The sequence below is a fragment of the Haloferula sp. BvORR071 genome, assembly GCF_000739615.1.
GTDB lineage: Bacteria > Verrucomicrobiota > Verrucomicrobiia > Verrucomicrobiales > Akkermansiaceae > Haloferula.
Genome location: NZ_BATP01000003.1, coordinates 218,658 through 236,410, shown reverse-complemented (window position 1 = coordinate 236,410; position 17,753 = coordinate 218,658). Strand labels below are relative to the sequence as shown.

The window sequence follows — 17,753 nt, the reverse complement described above, 5'->3', positions numbered from 1 at the left end:
GCGAAATCCCAAGGCGGGGTAAGCCTATCGCGGTGGCAGCGTGTCCTCGATCAGGCGGCAGCTCTCCTCGATCCAGTCGGCGGGGCGGAATTTTGCTGCGACTTCCTTGGCGCGGCGCTGGATCGCGGGGTCCTTGAGGAGCCGGTCCAGAGTGGCGGCGACGCGCGGGCCTTTAAACTGCCAGGGATGGAGGCCATCGCCGACACCGAGATCGCGGACGCGGCTGAGGTTGTCCAACTGGTCGTGGGCCATGGGCATGACAAGCTGGGGTATCCCTGCCTGCAGGGCCTGGGCGCAGGTGCCGATGCCGCCGTGATAGACGAGGGCGGCGACGCGGGGCAGGACCTGGCTGAGAGGAATGAAGGAATAGTGGCGGATCTCAGGCGGCAGGTCGGCGGGGATGGTATCGGTGAACTTGCTGAGGAAAATGCCGCGCTTGCCGAGGATTCGGAGGGCTTCGCGCGCCTCGATAAAGAAGTCTTGGCCGCGGTCCATCGCGCTGCCCGGGGTGAAGACTATCGGAGGATCTCCGGCATCGAGGAAGTCATCGAGGTCCGCGGGTAATTCGCGGAGGCCGGCTTCATCGAACATCGGGAACCCGGTGAGTCGGGTCTGCGCGGGCCAATCAGGCTGGGGCGGGGCATACCAGTCAGGAAAGAAGGCGATCACGCGGTCGGGCGAGTGCCACTGGCGGATCATGTTCCGGTCGGGCGGCAGACCATGCTGCTGGCGGAAGCGGTTCCACTCCGGGAGGACGTGCCGGTCCACGATCTTGCCAGCGCCCCACCATTGCAGGGCCTTCATCCAGCGGGGCGCGCCATGTGGCAGGGTGCCATGCATGACCGGTGCGCGGTAATTGCTGGTAAAGAGCGCGGGGGCGAGGTGCACGGAGACGACAGGGATGCCGAGAAGCTCGCGGGGCACGAAACAGCCCCAAGCCAAGGAACTGGCGACGATGAGGGTGTTGCCGGGGTCGTTGAGCTCCTGCGCCGCAGCGAGGATCATCTCGTAGCTCGGATTCACCGCATTGCGGACGATCGAAGGGAAGGCCTTGAGCGGATGCCAGAGATGCGGATCAGCCTGCACACGCTCGAAGTCTTCCACCGTGCCCATGCCGCGAAACTCCAGGCCGGCGCGGCGAACGAGGTCCTCGAAGTAGGCGCTGGTGAGCAGGGTAACTTCGTGGCCGCGGGCTTGCAGGGCACGGCCGATGCCCGTGAACGGGTGGACATCGCCCGCACTGCCCATGGCGTAGATGAGGATGCGCATTTGTTGCTCCCTGTGTGGGGCAAATCCGTGATCCGGCAATCCGAAAGCCCGGCTTGCTGCGCATGCAAAACGGGCACACCGGGTGCCATTCAATCGCTTTTCAAGGCTGGCGGGCCGTTGCGATACTCAAGCGGGATGAATCAGGAGCCTTGCTCACTTGGTCGTAGATCGTCTCGCCCTTGTAGGTCAATTTGACGGAAAGCGACTGGTTGATAGCAGTCCACTTGCCGGTTCCGAAATCCGCTTTGCCGTGGCCGTCCGTGAGGGCGGAAACAACGGAGCCATCCCCCTTGATGACGGAAATCTGAACCTCGGGTAGCGGCTTTCCCGTGCCATCGATCACGGTCAATTCCCGCCGTGCACAGGAAGTTGCAAATACGACGACAACAGCCATGAGCCGCGATCTGAACAGCGGGAGTTTGCTCATAGCTGGTTGAATCACTATACTGAGGACCGACTTGTCAAGGTTCCGGAGATGCGGGCTAGCGCCGCGGGTTCTCGAAGCCCCAGCGGCCACCGTAGTGGATCCGTTCGTGGCGGACTTGGGCAAAGCTCGGATTGATGAACTCCGGCGGCTTCAGGAAGTGCTCCCAAGCGAGAAGCATCTGCAGCGCGGCTTCGAGCGGCTCCACGCCACCCGTGCCGGTGCCGAGTCCGGGGCAGGCAAGGGTGCGGATCGCCCGCTGGGATTCGTCGCGGTTGTGGCGGTGCACGGCGGTCAGCGCGGCCCACATCGCGAGATACACGTGATCGGTGCCGCGAATGTTCATGGGGATGCGCATGGTTGGCGTGTGGGCGACGAAGGGATGCGCGGGATGACCGGTGGGCACGATGATGCTCGTGCCCACCGGTTGCTCACCGAGGAAATCCGCGAGGATCTGGCGCTGGATGCGCTCCATGAGGTCGCGGCCGAAGTGTTTGACCACGGCGAGGTCCACGCCGGCATCCATAAGGCCGAAGGAATTGCCGGCAGTGACGATGCAGTCGTAGGCCGGGAGATCTTCGAAGCGGCCGCAGACGATTTCCACTTCGGGATGTTTGCGGAACTGCCAGCGGAAGACTTCACTGGTCTCCTGGCCGCGATCGACGAGTATAAGTCGCATCGGTCTAACAGGATCTATTTCTTTTCTGGCGGGGTGATCGTGTAGCCCGACTCGAGGAGGCTGTTGATGAAAACGATCTGCCGGTGCTGCTCTTCGCCAGCCAAGACGAGAAGGCGGTCACCGAGAAGGTGTGTGGACATCCAGGATTCGAAGTGGATGCCGAAGCGTTCGTAGACAGCGGACATCCTGATTTTGTCCACGGGGTCGGAGAGGAGCTTCTTGGTCAGGGCGGGTGAGAGTTGGTATGTCCGTGTATACCACTCCCCCGATGGGGCGGCGGGGGCCTGGACCTGAATGCGGAAGGGGCCGGAGAGCGGGATTACCCGTCTGCCTGTCGCCTTGCAAAGTAGCTCCAAGGCATCGCTGAAAGGCACCTGCCGCAGAGACATGGTAACCCTCGGCGGCTCCTCCTTGACGTCGGCGTCGAGCTCGAAATCGCTCAGGGCGAGCGGAAAACCTGTCCTGATGTCTTGCATTGCCCACTCGCGCACGAGACGGTCGTAGCCTTGCTCAAAGCTGGCATTCGTGAGATCGAAGGAAGGGATGCTCGCCCTGCTCCACATCTCGAAGACGATGTTTGCCATTCCTTTATCCGTGGCCACGGAGGATGCGGGAGACAAAATCAGGAACAGAAGGGAGACCGGGAGCCGGAGCGCTTTCATGGGCGGCGGGTTGGTTTGCCGTTCGGGGTGATGGTGTAGCCCCTGCCTAACAGCTCGTTGATGACCTGCATCCGCTGGTGGGTCCCGGCATCGGCATAGAGCACGAGTTGCGTATCATCCAAGCGCGCGGATTCGAAATCGAGCCTGATGCCGAGTTCGGCATAGCCCGCGATGAGCTTTGACTTGTTGGGGGCAGCGGGATCGAGCCCGAGTTGCCGGAAGATACCGGGAGAAAGGGCGTAGGTGCAGGTGTTCCAATTACTATTGGACTGGCTCGGTGGATTCAGGTGGAAGACTCCCGCACCGGGGATGAGACGCCGGCCGAAGGCCTTGCAGACCTGGTCGAGCGCCTCGGGGTAGCTCAGGTTTTTCAAGGACATGCTAACCACCGGGTCCTGCATGTGAGAGGAGGTTTCCACCGACTCGAACTCGGCCAGCGCAAACGGGAAGGGCAGGTTGTTGGCGCTTCGCCACTGTGCCAGTATGCGGTTGTAAGCGTCGGTGAAGTGTGCGTCTTTGAGCTCCAATTCAGTTATGCGTTCTTGGAACCATGTCCGGAAGATCGTCTGGGTTTGCTCGACCCCGAAGGAAAGTTCGGCAGCGGGAGCGGGGTGCTGAGCGAGGGCCAGAAAGGCGATGATAGTCAGGAGCAGTTTCATCGGCATGGACGGACTGGGATCAGTCGTCGCCGATACTGATATGTTCCACGGTGGAAGGCAATACGGGAGCTCCTGACACCCGTGGGGTGGGGCAACAAGTCAGGCTTGCCCCGCGGTCCGCGTCTTCAAGTGGTCAATCCATTCCCGCCAATCGTCGTCGGGCGGAGGGAAACGATCGAGATACGCGGTGCGCCCAGTGCCTTGCAGGGAACGCCAGTAGGGTAGCCAAGTATTGAGGAGCCAGTGCTCCCCGTTGCCTTGCCGCCAGCCGCCCCAGACGGAATTTTGTCCGGGAAACTGGAGCCAAGGCGGTGGAACAGCCCCCTCCAGCGGCAAGGTCACGCGGAAGCAGGTGCCGCCTTGTGGGCTGCTATCCACCTCAATTTTTCCGCCATGGCTTTCGACGACTGACTTGACGATGGCAAGACCGAGCCCGGCATGTCCATTCACCTGGCCGCGGGCAGAGTCCGCGCGATAGAAGCGGTCGAAGAGTCGGGGCAAATGCTCGGCGGAGATGCCCGGGCCGGAGTCGGCCACTTCAAGGCAGACCGAGTCCGGCTGCGCGATCGTGCGGATGCGAACGGTGCCCCCGGCAGGCGGATGCACCAGCGCATTCGAGACAAGGTTTTGCACCACCATCGCGAGCGAGTGCGGATCACCGTGCACGGGCGCTGGAGCAAGCTCGCGCACGATCTTGGTGGCGTGTTCGTCGGCCAGCGGTTGAAGGAGATCGGCCACGCCCGCGGTGACCTCGGCAAGGTCGCAGGTGAGACGAGTGCCGTTCGAAGTCGGCAAGTCTTGCTTGGCCAGAACCAGGAGCGACTCGACAAGGGAGCGCATGCGCTCGGCTGCGGTACGGCAACTGCCGAGGATCTCGCGATATTGCTCAGGTTCGCGCTCGCGCTTCAGCGCGCGCTGGGTCTCCGACAGGATGATAGTAACCGGGGTGCGGAGCTCGTGTGAAGCGTCCGCGGTGAAGCGCTTCTGGCGCTCGATCGCATCGGAGAGGCGGTCGAAGGTGTCGTTGAGGACTTGGCCGAGGCGGCCGAGTTCGTTGTCGGTATTCGCGATCTCGATGCGCTCGTTGAGATTTCCTGCGGCGATGCGCGAGGCAGTACGGCCTATGTCGTCGATCGGCTTGAGCGAGCGGCCGGCAAGCCACCAACCGCCGCCGAGACCGATCAGCCACAAAGCACCGCCGCCGAGGCCAAGCCAAACACCGAAGCGGATGAGTTCACCGCGCTCGGCGCCGACGTCATGCCCGGCGAGCGAGCTCAAACCTTCCGGGTCGTAGCGGAGGATCTCGCGGAGCTTGCCGCGGTCGACGTATTGGGTGTCCTTGCTCGGCTTCGGCCGCTTGAGATCAGCAGGCGCATTTGGCGATGTGTAGAGCGGCGTGCCGTCGGTATCCCAGAAGGCGATGTAGAAGCCACTGGTGAAAAGTTGGTGGAGCTCCGGAGACGCGGAGGCGAGATCTCCGGGATCACGCAGGCGTTCGCGGAGATCCTCGGTGCTTGCCCGATCGTCCTTGTTGGGAAGCGGGTGGACCGTGAAGAGCGTGCGGAAGAAACTGCCTTGGAAGCTGCGGATTTCCCTGTCGAGCTGTGCGGTGCGGTCGTTCGAGGCGAGGCGATAAGCCAACATGCAAACGCCGGTGATGAGCGCCAGCAGGATCAGCGCATACCACAGCAGCATGGTCCAGCGGACCGACTGGAAGAGCCTGCCCATCATCTACTCAATGCAATAGCCGTGACCACGGCGGGTGGAGATGAAGGAGGCTCCGAGCTTCTTGCGGACGTTCGAGACGTGGACGTCGAGGAGATTGGAGAGTGAGTCTTCGTTCTCGTCGAAGAGATGCTCGTAGAGCTCGGTGCGGCTGACGACGCAGCCGCGGTGCAAGGCGAGGTACTCGACCAGGCGATATTCGCGCGGGGTGAGCGGGACGGTCTCGCCATCCTGGCGGACCAGCTTGGCGGCGATATCGATTGTGATGTCGCTGACTTCAATGGTGCTGGTGCTGCCTCCGGAACTGCGGCGGATGAGGGCACGCAGGCGGGCGAGCAGTTCCTCAAAGTCGAAGGGTTTTGTTAGGTAGTCGTCGGCGCCGGCATCAAGGCCGCGGATGCGATCGGGGATGGCGTCGCGGGCGGTGAGCATCAGCACCGGGGTCGTCTTTTCTCGACGCAGGCGCAGCAGGAGTTCCCAGCCATCGAAGCCGGGAAGCATGCCATCGAGAATGATTGCGTCGTAGCCGGACTCGCTGGCCTTTGCCAGACCCTCGGGCCCATCGGCTGCCGCATCGACGGCATACTGCTCCTCCCGCAGCCCTTCGGTCAGGCTGTGGCGGAGCAGGGGATCGTCTTCGATGACTAGAAGCCGCACGAGTGGTGGATGGTCTATAGGTGATGACTGATAGTTTGAAGCGGGTCCGGGCGATCGTTGGTTTTACCGTCCAACCATCAAACTCATTCGTGTCTGAGTGCTTCGATCGGATCGAGCTTTGCCGCCCTGCTTGCTGGCATGAATCCGAAGACGATGCCGATCACCGCGGAGAAGACGAACGCGATGATGTTGATCTTGGGGTCGAAATGGAAGGGAGCACCGCTCATCGGCGCCAGGAAGTAGCAGGCCACATAGGCAAGGCCAATGCCGGCCAGCCCGCCCACACAGGACAAGGTCACCGCCTCCACCAGGAACTGCGCCATGACCTCACGCGCCCGCGCGCCGATGGACATGCGGATGCCGATCTCCCGCGTCCGCTCGGTCACCGAGACCAGCATGATATTCATGATCCCGATCCCGCCGACCAAAAGGCTGGCTCCGGCTACCGCCCCGAGCAGGCTGGTCATGATCTTGATGCTGGAGCTCATCACCTCCGCGACCTGGCGCGAGTCGGTGACCGAGAAGTTGTCCTGCACCGTGCGAGCCAGATTGCGGCGCTCGCGCATCAGCGCGGCGATATCAGTCATCACCCCGTCGGTTGGGTAGCCATCGATGGTGGAGATCATGATCTGATTGACGTTCTGCTTGAACATCTGACCGTTCAGCCGGCTTTGCAGCGTGGTGATCGGGATGATGATGTTGTCATCCAAATCGTCGCCCCAGCCGGCCAAGCCTTTCACCTCGGTCACGCCGATCACCGTGACGGCCGTATTGAGCAAGCGGATCCGCTTGCCGATCGGATCCTCACCCATGAACAGCTCCTTCTTGATCGTCTCGCCGATGACAGCGACCGGTTCACCGGTGTTCAGTTCGCTGATGTCGAAGAATCGGCCGCTAGAGATCTTCCAATTGCTGATCGGGAAATACTCGGGATAGACGCCCTGGACATCGGTCTGGCGCGCCTGCTCCTGATAGATGGCCTGCACCGTGGTGTTCGACAGCGGCGTGATGTGCTTGATGCCGGGAACCTGCTGGCGGATCATCTCCACATCCGTGCGGCTGAAGAGCGGCGAGGCGGAAGGCCCCCAGCCTTGACCCGGGCGCACGGTCAGCAGGTTGTTGCCGAGCTTCGAAATGCCTTCCTTCATGGCTTCGGTGGCACCGTTGCCGAGCGTGACCATGGTGATCACTGCCGCCACGCCGATGACTACGCCGATGACAGTGAGGAAGGCGCGTAGGAGATTCCGGCGGATCTCCCGCAGGGCGATAATGAGAGCGTTCCAGAACATCTTGGTTCAGTGGGTGGCTGCCGGCGTGTTGCGCAGCGCGCGGTCTTCGTTGATCACGTCAGAGCCGATCAGGCCGTCGCGGACATGGACGATGCGCTTGGCATAGTGGGCGACCTCGTCTTCGTGGGTCACCATCAGCACGGTGATATTGCGCTCGTCGTTGAGACGGCAAAGCAGCTCCATGATTTCCAGAGTGGTCTTTGAATCGAGGTTGCCGGTCGGTTCGTCAGCGAAAAGGGTCCCGGGGTGGGTCACGATCGCGCGGGCGATGGCGACGCGCTGCTGCTGACCTCCGGAAAGCTCGGCGGGCGTGTTGCGCTCCTTGTTGCCCAGGCCGACACTGCGGAGCGCCTCGCGGGCCATCTCGTGGCGCTGGCTACGGGTGTAGCCGCGGTAGAGCAGCGGCAGCTCGACATTCTCCAGCGCGGAGGTGCGTGCGAGCAGATTGAAGCCCTGGAAGATGAAACCCAGTGCGTGCCGCCGCAGCAGCGAACGCTGGTCCTTGTTCAGCGTCTCGACGGCGATGCCCTCGAACATATAGCTGCCAGTAGTCGGGGTATCAAGGCAGCCCAGCAGGTTCATGAGCGTGGACTTCCCGGAGCCGCTGGGCCCCATGACTGCGACGAATTCGCCCTTGTGGATGGTGAGGTCCACGCCTTTCAAGGCTTGGAACGCGGCATCGCCGCGACCGTAGGTCTTGGTCAGAGCCTGGAGCTCGATGAGGGTCTTTTCCACGACAGCTCAGGTGGTGGTTTTCGGCTTGGCACTGATGATCACAGCCATGCCTTCCTTGAGTTGTTCGCCGCTGACTTCCGTGCGGTTGCCATCGGTCACGCCGGTGGTCACAGAGATCTCGACCGGCTTGCCGTCCTCCAGCACCCAGATCCGCGCGCCCTTCTTGGGGTCGGGGCCACCTGATGGCGGGCCGCCGGTGTTGCCGCGGCCGATGCGTCCCCCGCGGCGACCGCCAAAGGGGGACATTTGCTGCACCAAGGTCTTGCCACCGCTATCGTCGGCTTTCTGGCCGAGCCTGGCGGCGGATTCAGGGTCGAAGCGCAGCGCCGCATTGGAAACGGTGAGGACGTTCTCCTTGCGCGTCACGTAGATCTCGGCGGTGGCGGTCATGCCTGGGCGCAGGCTCAGGTCGTCGTTGTTGACGTCCAGTTCGGTGCTGTAGGTCACCACGTTGTTGGTGACCACGGAACCGAAGAGCACTTTCTTGACCGAGGCCTTGTAGGTGCGCTGGCGCCAGGCGGAGACGCTGAACTCGGCTTCCTGTCCGGCCTCGATGCGACCGATCTCGGCCTCGCCGACGGCGACGTTGAGCTCCATCTTACTGAGGTCCTCACCGATGACGAAAAGCTCCGGTGCGGTGAAGGAGGCGGCCACGGTCTGGCCGACTTCCAGCTTGCGGGTGAGCACGGTGCCGTCGACGGGCGAGCGGATGATGGTCTTGCTAAGGTCACGCTCGATCGACTTGAGATCGGCTTGGGCCTGCTCCACCGAGGCATTGGCACTCTCGAGATCGGCCAGACCACGGGCGACAGTTGCATCGGAAGTTTCCATCTCTGCCTTCGACGGAGTCTGGCCACCGCTGAGCTTGTGCAGTTCCTTGAGGCGTGCGTGGTTGGCCTCACTTTCCGTGAGGGTGGCCCGCGCCTGGTTGACCCGGGCCTTGGCAGCGGCCAGCACGGCGCGGCTGCGATCGGTCTGGCTTTCGAGCTTGGTGGTATCCAGCTTTGCCAGCGGTTGGCCCTTCTTCACGAGGTCATTGGTATCCGCATAGACCTCCGATGCAGTACCGGAAAGCTCGCTGCCCACGGTGACCTGGTTGATCGGTGCCAGCGTGCCGGTGGCGGTGACTTCGATCGAAATGTCACCCGGCTCCAGAGGTTCGGTCAGGAATTCAGGGCCGCCCGCGACTTCCTTGTCACGGGACTTATAGTAGGCCCAGCCACCGCCGATCAGGCCGAGGCCGATGACGATGTAGATCCATTTTTTCAAAGGGTTGGAAGCACCTTGGCGGACAATCGCGGCAAGATCCTCGGACGAGTCAGGCTTGGACATGGGTGTAGGAAGAAGAAAGAAGGGAAGGGGGAATAATTCAGGAAGCTGAGGACCAGCCGCCGCCGAGGGCCTTGTAGAGCTGGACGTGGGCAGCGGCGCGGTCGGCGCGGGCATTGATGAGGGCTTCCTCCTGAGCGAGGGTATTGCGCTGGGCATCCAGCACGGTGAGGAAGTCGATCACACCGGTGCGATAGCGCTGGGTGGCGAGCTTGGACGCCTCGCGGCCGGCGTCGGCAGCCTTTTCCAAGGTGGAGAGACGAAGCTCCGTCTGGCGGCAGGCGATCAGGGCGTCCTCCACTTCGGAGAGGGCGGTGAGAATGCTGCGTTCGTAAGCGAGCAAGGACTGCTCTTCCGCCGCGCTCTGGGCGGTGATGTTCGCGCGGATGCGGCCACCATCGAAGATCGGACCAGAGATGCCAGCGATGAGGCCAGCGGCGGCGGACTCGGGATTGAACAGTTTCGAAGAGTGCAGCGTATCCACGCCGAGATTACCGCTGAGGCGCAGGCTTGGGAGGCGCTCAAGCTCGGCAGCGTGGGTGTTTGCGATCGATGCGACCCATGCATAGCCGGCGGCGCGCACGTCCGGGCGCTGACGAATGGTATCGGCGGGAATGCCCACGCCCAAGCGGCGCCCTGGCACGGGCACGGACCCGGCTCCCGTGGAGACATCACCGGGGACCCGTCCACAGAGCAGGGAAAGACGATTGCGGGTTTGCTCGATGTTTTGATTGAGGGTGGCCAATTGAGTGCGCGCGGACTCCAGGCTCGATTCGGCTTGGCGGAGTTCGAGGGCGTCGATCTGACCCGCCTGAGCACGCCATGATGCAATCTGGGTGGTTTCCTCGCGGGTCTTTACACTCTCCTTCACCACCTGCAGGCGGCCTTCAGCGGCGCGGAGATCCAGATAGGCGAGGGCGACTTCCGACGCGAGCGATGCCTGTGCGCTGTGGAGATCCTCCTTTGCGGCTTCGGCATTCGCGGTAGCCGCAGCGATGCTCTGGCGATTGCGGCCGAAGAAGTCCGGCTCCCACGAAGCACTCAGGCCAGCGGAATAAGCGGTGCCGGAGCTGGTGCGGGTCCAGTCATCGAAACGGGCGTTGGTACTACGCGCACCGGAGTAATCGAGAGTGGGGTAGAGCGAGGCCTTCTGGGCATCGCGGCGCGCTTGGGCCTCGCGCACCCGGGAGACGGCGGAGGCGAGATCCTTATTGCCGGCCAGCGCCTCGCCAATCAGACGGGTGAGTTGAGGATCTCCGAATTGTCCCCACCAGCGCGAGAGATCGCGATCCGGCGAGGCTGTGGGGAAACCCGCTGCATTCCGCCACGAGACCGGGAGGGTGACGCTCGGGGCCTTCGGTGCCGTCGGGGTACACGAGGGCGCGACAAAGGCGGTGGAACCCATGGCGAGAATCGCGATGAGTCGGCGGCGGGCAGGCGAGGTCATGTGCGGGAAGGTGGCAGTTGTCACCTTTAGACAAGGTGAAGGAGCTGGATTTTTCAGACATGACGGAGCTACTTTTCCTTGAAAGAATGGGAATAAATCCAGCGTTGCGCATTCGTGAATCGGCGTTGGTATCCATGCCCCTTGCTTGGCATGATCGCATCAATGCAAGGGGCCGATTGAGGGAAGTGTCCGGGATTGTGGAGACGGACTGCCAAGTAATCTGCCTCGACCCACCAAAGGAAAAGCCGCTCCCATCACAGGAGCGGCTTTCAAATCAATTAAAGAGACGGGCTCGGGGCTCAGCGGCTGGAGTTGGCGCCGCTGTAGTGGCTGCGGCCTCCACTGCGGCGACGGCGCCGACGTGCTGGGTTGAATCCGGTTGCACCCGCCACCGCTGGGGCAGCTTGGGATTCGCCTTGGCTCTGACTTTGGCCTGAGCCTTGTCCGCCACGATTCTGCCCTTGGCCTCCTCGCTTTTGGCCGCCGCCTTGGTTGCGGCCGCCACCCCCGCCACGCTTCTGTCCGCCGCCGGACTTCCCGCCACGGGCAGGAACCGGCCCACGGATGCCGCGAGCGTGTTTGTCGGCCACCGTTTCGTCATGCCAGCGGTGGTCATTCCAGAGTGGCACGGGCATCTTGATGACCTTCTCGATGTCGCGCAGGAACTCGAGTTCTTCATCCGAGCAGAACGATACCGAGAGACCGTCGGCTCCGGCGCGACCGGTCCGGCCGATGCGGTGAACGTAGGCTTCCGGCTCGTTCGGCAGGTCGAAGTTCACCACCAGGCCCACATCCTTCACGTCCACGCCGCGGGCTGCCACATCGGTGGCCACCAGCACGGGAGTGAGACCTTTACGGAAGCGGTCGAGCGCCTTCTCGCGCTGGGCTTGGGACTTGTTGCCGTGGATGGCATCCGCTTGGAAGCCGACGGCGCAAAGGCCCTTGGCGAGCTTGTTCGCGCCATGCTTGGTGCGGCTGAAAACAATCGTCAGCTTCGCGCTGCCAGCCTTCGCTTGTTCGGAAAGCAACTGCTCTAACAAGTGGCGCTTGTGCTCTTTGTGGATGAAGGCCACGCGTTGCTCGATCCGCTCGGCGGTCGTGGTCTGCGGCTGGATGCTGACCCGCGCCGGATTGCGCAAAATGATCTCCGCGAGCTGCACGATATTCGGTGCCAGGGTGGCGGAGAAGAACAGTGACTGGCGTTGCTGCGGCAGCATCGAGACGATCTTGTTCACGTCGCGAGCGAAGCCCATGTCGAGCATGCGGTCCACCTCATCGAGCACGAAGAACTCCACGCCGCTCAGGTCGAGGTGCCGTTGTTCGATCAAGTCGAGCAAGCGGCCCGGGGTCGCGACCAGTACATCCACGCCGATTCGCATCGCGGCGACCTGTGGATTCTGGCCGACGCCACCGTAGATCAGCGTCTGACGAAAGCGGACTTGCTTGCCATAAGTGGTGAAGCTCTTGGCCACCTGCACTGCGAGCTCGCGAGTGGGTGTTAGAATCAAGGTGCGCGTCGTCTTCGGCTTGAGAGCCTTGGGCTTTTCATGGATGGCGTGTAGAATCGGCAGCGCGAAGCTGGCGGTCTTGCCCGTGCCGGTCTGGGCGCAACCCAGCAGGTCACGGCCTTCTAACAGAAGTGGAATCGCCTGCGCCTGGATCGGCGAGGGCACGGTGTAGCCAAGATCGCGCAAAGCACGATGAAGGGGCGCAGCCAGTGGCAACGCCTCGAATGTATCAGGGGTCATGTTTTCAAGTGCCTGCCCGGCCGGATTCCCGGCGGCTGGCGGTGTCGATGAGCATCAGGTAGAAGTCCCAGAACAATCTCTCATCGATGAAGACCGGAAGGGGCTGGAGTTCTTGGAAAAAACTCCTTCGGCCTCGGCCGACGCCGGGAACTTAGCCGTAAAGCTCACGAACGCAAGGTGAATCGCGAGAAAGGGGCAAGGGAGTTACTTTGGTGGGGCCGCGATATCAGCAGGTAGTTTTGACATTGGACAGGGCATCCAAAAAGAAAGATCTGTGTATTCAGGCCCACCCCCCCCGGGGATCTCCACTGCTCTTTTCCCATGCTTTGCCGCGGGCCCACCGGTCTTCGAGAAGCCTTTTGCGATCAAGGACCGCTGGCTTGAGCCGATGACCATCCCCGCAGGCAAGGAACGTGTCCGTTCTGCCATCGTCATCGGGGATCGGGGTAAAAAGAAGTGGCCTCTCATTGTGATTTCTCCCGGCAGCACTTGGACCGGCGGCGACAAGGGCCGGGTGGAGATCTCCGGGGGCAATCTGCTGGCCACGAAATGCCAGTTCGAGAAGCTGCCACTGGAGGTGGACCACGCCTGCCACTATTATTTCACCAATTGCTCTTTCGACGACTGCCGCTTCGGCAAAACCGGCATCTGGTATGGCGGTGACCTCGCCGCGAAGACCTATATGGATGGCTGCATCATCCGGAAGAATTTCGCGAAGCCGCTCAATATCGTTGATACCGGTTTCCGGATTCAAGACTCCGTGTTTGAGAACATCGAGCTACCGCCGATGAGCTTCAAGAAGAAGCAACCCGCCGACTTCGTCAACGAGCGCTGGCTGCGGGTCATCCACTGCCGCTTCATCAAGTGCACCGTGCCTCTTAGCTTCGCGATGATCACCCGCGAGTGCGTCTTCGAGAACTGCACCTTCATCGGCGACAAGGACAAGGATGAGGAATACACCAAGCTGATCGCCGTCGAGGTCTTCGACAAGGGCAGCAAGTCGAAGATCGAGGTCTATCCACGCAACGTCAGCTTCAAGATGCGGCCCGAAGCCGAATTGCAGGGAGCGACGATTCCCACGGTAGCCTCGCTGACTCCGGCGATCACTGCGGCCTGAGGAGACTTCGTAACGGCGATAGCAACCGAAATGAAACCCTCCATCCCGGCCGTGATCTTCCGGCTCGTCTGTTTTTTGGCGGCCGTCCTTTTCTGCTCCTGCGCCACCAGTCCGCCTCGGTTTGGCCATGCCGTGTTCGAGTTGCCTCCGTCCTACTCACGCGTCCACTCCCCGGGGGTGTTTATGGCATTGGACCAAACTTCCAGTGGACCCGCATGTTCATGGTGCAGCGGGCAGCTCACCAACAGGATCTAGACAAGATGACTCCGCGGGAATGGGATCAAGCCGGGGCTCTTGCGATGAAGACCGCGTCCTCACAGCTCAATTTCAAGAATGCCCGGGAGCTCCACCGGAGTAGGGGGTGGCACTCAGGGCTTCGCACGATGGATCATGTGTTGTCAGGAGACTTGGCCAGCTTCGGTGGTGGGATGACAGGGGTCGTGATCAGCAGTCGGATGTATTTCTCTCCCAGCGAGGTCTACTTCTTCGCCCTCGCGGAGACTCAAGGAAGTCACTCGAAAGATCCCAGTCGTTTCTCACGGCTGATGACTACTGTTAGATTCGAGTAAGGCCGGGCCTCGATCTGGCCGGCAGATCTTCAGGTGTCGAATTCGACACCTGAATGATGAGTTCGTGTGACGCGGCGTCATGCTAAATCCACATTGCGATTAGTTTGAAACTCTTGAATATCCATGAGAATTGACATCGTCACTGACACCTTTGCTCCCGACGTGAATGGCGTGGCCATGACGCTCGGTCGCCTCTGCGACGGTCTCCGCCTCAAGGGTCATCTGGTCCATGTGATCCGCACGGGCGAGGGCGGGGGCAGGGGAGAGACCGTGGCCGCGTCGGTGCCATTGCCGGGCTATAAGGAGGTGCGTGTCGGCCTGCCCGGGCCCTTCAAGCTGCGCAAGCGCTGGACCAAGAGGCGCCCGGACGCTGTCTACGTCGCCACTGAGAGCCCGCTTGGCAGTTCCGCGATCAAGGCGGCGAATGCCCTGGAGATTCCGGTGGCTGCGGGCTTCCACACGAATTTCCATCAATACATGGAACAGTATCTCCTCGGCGGCTTGCAGCCCGCGGCGATGGCCTATCTCAAGCGCGTCCACAACCGCGCAAACCTGACCATGGCGCCCACGACCGACGTCGTGGACATGCTGCGGCGGGAAGGTTTCAATAACGTCCGCCTTTTAGGCCGGGGCGTGGATACTGTGTTCTTCCATCCCGCCAAGCGCGATGCCGCGTTGCGCGCCGCTTGGGGAGCCCGTGCGGAGTCGCCGGTGGCCCTCGTTGTTGGTCGCGTGGCTGCGGAGAAGAATCTGCCCTTCGCGATGGAGTGCTTCCGCAAGATGCGCGAGCAGATTCCGGACCTGCGCTGTGTGGTAGTGGGCGATGGGCCGATCCGCGAGAAGCTCCAGCTTGAGAATCCCTACGTCCACTTCGCTGGCATGCAGACTGGCGAAGATCTCGCCCGCCACTACGCCTCCGCGGACATCCTGCTCTTTCCCAGCGAGACCGAGACCTTCGGGAACGTCTTGTTAGAAGGCATGGCCAGCGGCTTGGTCACGGTCAGCTACGACTATGCAGCCTCCGCCCGCCACGTTACCCAGGAGAGCAACGGCCTGAAGGCACCCAAGGGTGAATCCGATGCTTACCTTGCTGAATGCTTCCGCTCCCTGCGGCACTGGCGGAACGATACCTTCCGCGCCGAGGCCCGCGCCTCCGCTGAAGACCTCGGCTGGGATCAAGTCGTCGACTCCTTTGAAAACCACCTCCTCGAAGCCAGCGAGGCCCGCGGCCCGGTGACACTCACGCTACGGGAACGCAAGAAGCGCCCGAAGCGGAACTTCCGCAGCATCTTCATCTCCGATGTCCACCTCGGCACCGAGGACTCCAAGGTCCACGAGGTGATCGATTTCCTCAAGCACACCCGCTGCGAGAAGCTCGTGCTGAATGGCGACATCATCGACGGCTGGGCTCTCAAACGGGGCGCGAAGTGGCGCAAGCGCCACAGCCGCTTCATCCGCACCGTGCTCAAGAAGATGGAGAAAGATGACACCGAGGTAGTCTATCTCCGCGGCAATCACGACGATATCCTTGAGCGCTTCCTGCCACTCGGCTTCGGCAAGCTGCAGTTCGTGAAGGAGCACATCCACAAGGGTGTGGACGGCAAACGCTACCTCGTCGTCCATGGCGATGGCTTCGACGCGGTCTCCACCAATCACAAGTGGGTCGCCGTGCTTGGTGCGATCGGTTACGACGCCCTGCTCAGTGCGAACCGCATCTACAACCGCTACCGGGCTTGGATTGGCAAGGAATACTACTCTGTCAGCAAGGCCATCAAAGCCCGCGTGAAGTCTGCCGTGAACTTCGTGGGCGAGTATGAGACCCAGCTCCAGGAATTCGCCCGCAAGAAGAATTGCGACGGCATCATCTGCGGCCACATCCACACCCCCGAGGACAAGCAGGTTGGCGAGATCCGCTACCTGAACTCCGGTGATTGGGTCGAGAGTCTCACGGCCATCGTCGAGCACCACGACGGACGTCTGGAGCTGATCCACTATACCCAGTTCATGGCCGAACTCGCGGCTGAGGTCCGCAACGACACCACCCGCAGGACAGGGCAAGCGACAGTGGTGCTTTCCGCTTGAGCGCGCTCCCGATCGGAGCGATCTAGCAGGGATGAAAAAAGAGCTCTTCCCAGCGGTCCTGCTTCTCGCCGCTTCCGCTTCGTTGGCAGCTCCGCGGGCGCAAGGCAAGTTCATGATGCCACAGCCGCTGCCGGTGGAGCGACTGGCGGCAGGTGCTGAACGCTATATCACGGCCCACGGGGATGATCCGATGGGCCCCTACGCCTTGGCACGGATCCACTATGCCGCCTTCATCTACGGCGCTACTCAAGTCGCGGCCTTTCCCATCAATGAGGACAGCCCGCCAGCAATCGGTGATGGGCCGCAATCCAAGGCCGATCCGGTTCGCGCGGAGGCCGTCCGGCGGGTCGCGGAGCGCCGCAATCTCGCCGAGCCGCCGCCCTTGTTCGGCGGCGATGCCGATTTCCGGGCCGCGGTGGATGCTGAGATCGAGGCTCTCAGGAAGAGCAATTGGCAAGCGCCTGCCATGCCTCCCGCAGACTCGTTGAAGCACTTCCTCTCCGCTCGTGACGGCTTCGAGAAAGCCATCACGATGAAGCCGGACGATGCCTTGTTCGCCCTCGGCAAGGCCTCCCTGTGGCAACAGTTTTCCAGCCCGGCCCTGCGCGATCCCATGAAGGCACTGCCGGACCTTCCCGCTGCCAAGTCGGACGCTGAACTCGCGGAGCTTTACCTTCATGCCTTCGAGTTGTCGGCCACTGCCGATGCCGGGGCCGCGCACATGCCGATCCGTGGCATCAGCTCCCTGGTCAGTCATGAAGCAGGAGAGGCTTACCTCAAGCTGGCTCCAGATGCCCCGCAAGCGGCCAAGGTCAAGGCTCACCTCGAACGTCTCACGAAATTGCCGCGAGGACCGATCACGCCGCTGGTCTTCGCGACCTCCGCCAGGGACCAGGCTCTAGACTCGCTCATCGATGCCAACGCGAAGGTCAGCTTCGACATCTCCGGTATGAAGCAGGGCTCGGTCTGGCCATGGCTCCGCCCACACGCGGCCTTCCTCGTCTGGAATGGCGACGGCACGCAACCCATCCATGATGGTCGCCAGTTCTTTGGAACCTACACGTGGGGCATCTTCTGGCGTGATGGCTTCCAAGCGCTCTCGATGCTTGATTCCAACGGCGATCAAAGCATCAGCGGCCCCGAATTGGAGGGTATCGCCGTCTGGCAAGACCGCAATGGCAATGCCACCTGCGAAGCCGGCGAAGTCGAGTCACTCTCCGGCATCGGTGTCACCGCCATCGCCTGCGTAGCCACCGGGCACGATGGGATCCACCCGCTCCACCCGCAGGGCATCACCCTGCGTGATGGCAGTCAGCGGCCGCTTTGGGACTGGATCGCGGAGCCGCGCTGAGCGAGCCTTTC

Annotated in this window: 15 protein-coding genes; 3 read left to right on the top strand and 12 right to left on the bottom strand. The window is 62.1% G+C overall.

Annotated features, from left to right (window positions below; translation table 11 throughout):
• Positions 1–24 precede the first annotated feature (24 nt).
• The 12 genes from BV071_RS01900 to BV071_RS01845 form a co-directional block, all read right to left on the bottom strand.
• A complete protein-coding gene (locus BV071_RS01900) occupies positions 25–1,269 on the bottom strand; it encodes a nucleotide disphospho-sugar-binding domain-containing protein (RefSeq protein WP_035601310.1) in 1,245 nt (414 codons plus the stop codon).
• A gap of 100 nt (positions 1,270–1,369) precedes the next feature.
• Positions 1,370–1,663 carry a hypothetical protein gene (locus BV071_RS01895; RefSeq protein ID WP_265593952.1) on the bottom strand — a complete coding sequence of 98 codons (294 nt, stop codon included), beginning with the start codon at positions 1,661–1,663 and terminating at the stop codon, positions 1,370–1,372.
• An 88-nt stretch (positions 1,664–1,751) separates the two neighbouring features.
• Positions 1,752–2,372, bottom strand: a complete 621-nt coding sequence (locus BV071_RS01890; protein ID WP_035601306.1) for a macro domain-containing protein — start codon at positions 2,370–2,372, stop codon at positions 1,752–1,754.
• A gap of 14 nt (positions 2,373–2,386) precedes the next feature.
• Positions 2,387–3,034: a hypothetical protein gene (locus tag BV071_RS01885; protein WP_035601305.1), complete on the bottom strand. Its 648-nt coding sequence runs from the start codon at positions 3,032–3,034 to the stop codon at positions 2,387–2,389.
• A complete protein-coding gene (locus BV071_RS01880; RefSeq protein WP_265593951.1) occupies positions 3,031–3,693 on the bottom strand; it encodes a hypothetical protein in 663 nt (220 codons plus the stop codon). Before BV071_RS01880 ends, BV071_RS01885 begins: the two co-directional genes overlap by 4 nt.
• Before the next feature lie 99 nt (positions 3,694–3,792).
• On the bottom strand, positions 3,793–5,424 hold the full coding sequence (locus BV071_RS01875) for an ATP-binding protein (RefSeq protein WP_052572758.1): 1,632 nt from the start codon (positions 5,422–5,424) through the stop codon (positions 3,793–3,795).
• Positions 5,425–6,075 (bottom strand): response regulator transcription factor, encoded by a 651-nt coding sequence (locus BV071_RS01870; RefSeq protein ID WP_035601301.1) that lies wholly within the window; start codon positions 6,073–6,075, stop codon positions 5,425–5,427. It lies immediately after the preceding gene.
• An 83-nt stretch (positions 6,076–6,158) separates the two neighbouring features.
• A complete protein-coding gene (locus tag BV071_RS01865; protein ID WP_035601299.1) occupies positions 6,159–7,364 on the bottom strand; it encodes an ABC transporter permease in 1,206 nt (401 codons plus the stop codon).
• Positions 7,365–7,370: 6 nt separating this feature from the next.
• Positions 7,371–8,099 carry an ABC transporter ATP-binding protein gene (locus tag BV071_RS01860; RefSeq protein WP_035601297.1) on the bottom strand — a complete coding sequence of 243 codons (729 nt, stop codon included), beginning with the start codon at positions 8,097–8,099 and terminating at the stop codon, positions 7,371–7,373.
• 6 nt (positions 8,100–8,105) lie between these two features.
• On the bottom strand, positions 8,106–9,431 hold the full coding sequence (locus BV071_RS01855; protein WP_035601295.1) for an efflux RND transporter periplasmic adaptor subunit: 1,326 nt from the start codon (positions 9,429–9,431) through the stop codon (positions 8,106–8,108).
• A gap of 37 nt (positions 9,432–9,468) precedes the next feature.
• Positions 9,469–10,875 carry an efflux transporter outer membrane subunit gene (locus BV071_RS01850; RefSeq protein WP_035601292.1) on the bottom strand — a complete coding sequence of 469 codons (1,407 nt, stop codon included), beginning with the start codon at positions 10,873–10,875 and terminating at the stop codon, positions 9,469–9,471.
• A gap of 299 nt (positions 10,876–11,174) precedes the next feature.
• Entirely contained in the window at positions 11,175–12,623 is a 1,449-nt protein-coding gene (locus BV071_RS01845) for a DEAD/DEAH box helicase (RefSeq protein ID WP_265593950.1), read from the bottom strand.
• Between the two features lie 388 nt (positions 12,624–13,011).
• Here BV071_RS01845 and BV071_RS01835 point away from each other — a divergent pair, with 388 nt between their 5' ends.
• The 3 genes from BV071_RS01835 (at position 13,012) to BV071_RS01815 (ending at position 17,742) form a co-directional block, all read left to right on the top strand.
• Positions 13,012–13,740, top strand: a complete 729-nt coding sequence (locus tag BV071_RS01835; RefSeq protein ID WP_265593949.1) for a hypothetical protein — start codon at positions 13,012–13,014, stop codon at positions 13,738–13,740.
• Between the two features lie 692 nt (positions 13,741–14,432).
• Positions 14,433–16,391 (top strand): glycosyltransferase, encoded by a 1,959-nt coding sequence (locus BV071_RS35075; RefSeq protein ID WP_052572757.1) that lies wholly within the window; start codon positions 14,433–14,435, stop codon positions 16,389–16,391.
• Positions 16,392–16,422: 31 nt separating this feature from the next.
• The gene (locus tag BV071_RS01815) at positions 16,423–17,742 is read left to right on the top strand and encodes a hypothetical protein (RefSeq protein WP_035601285.1); all 1,320 of its coding nucleotides are present in this window, start codon (positions 16,423–16,425) and stop codon (positions 17,740–17,742) included.
• Positions 17,743–17,753: the final 11 nt, after the last annotated feature.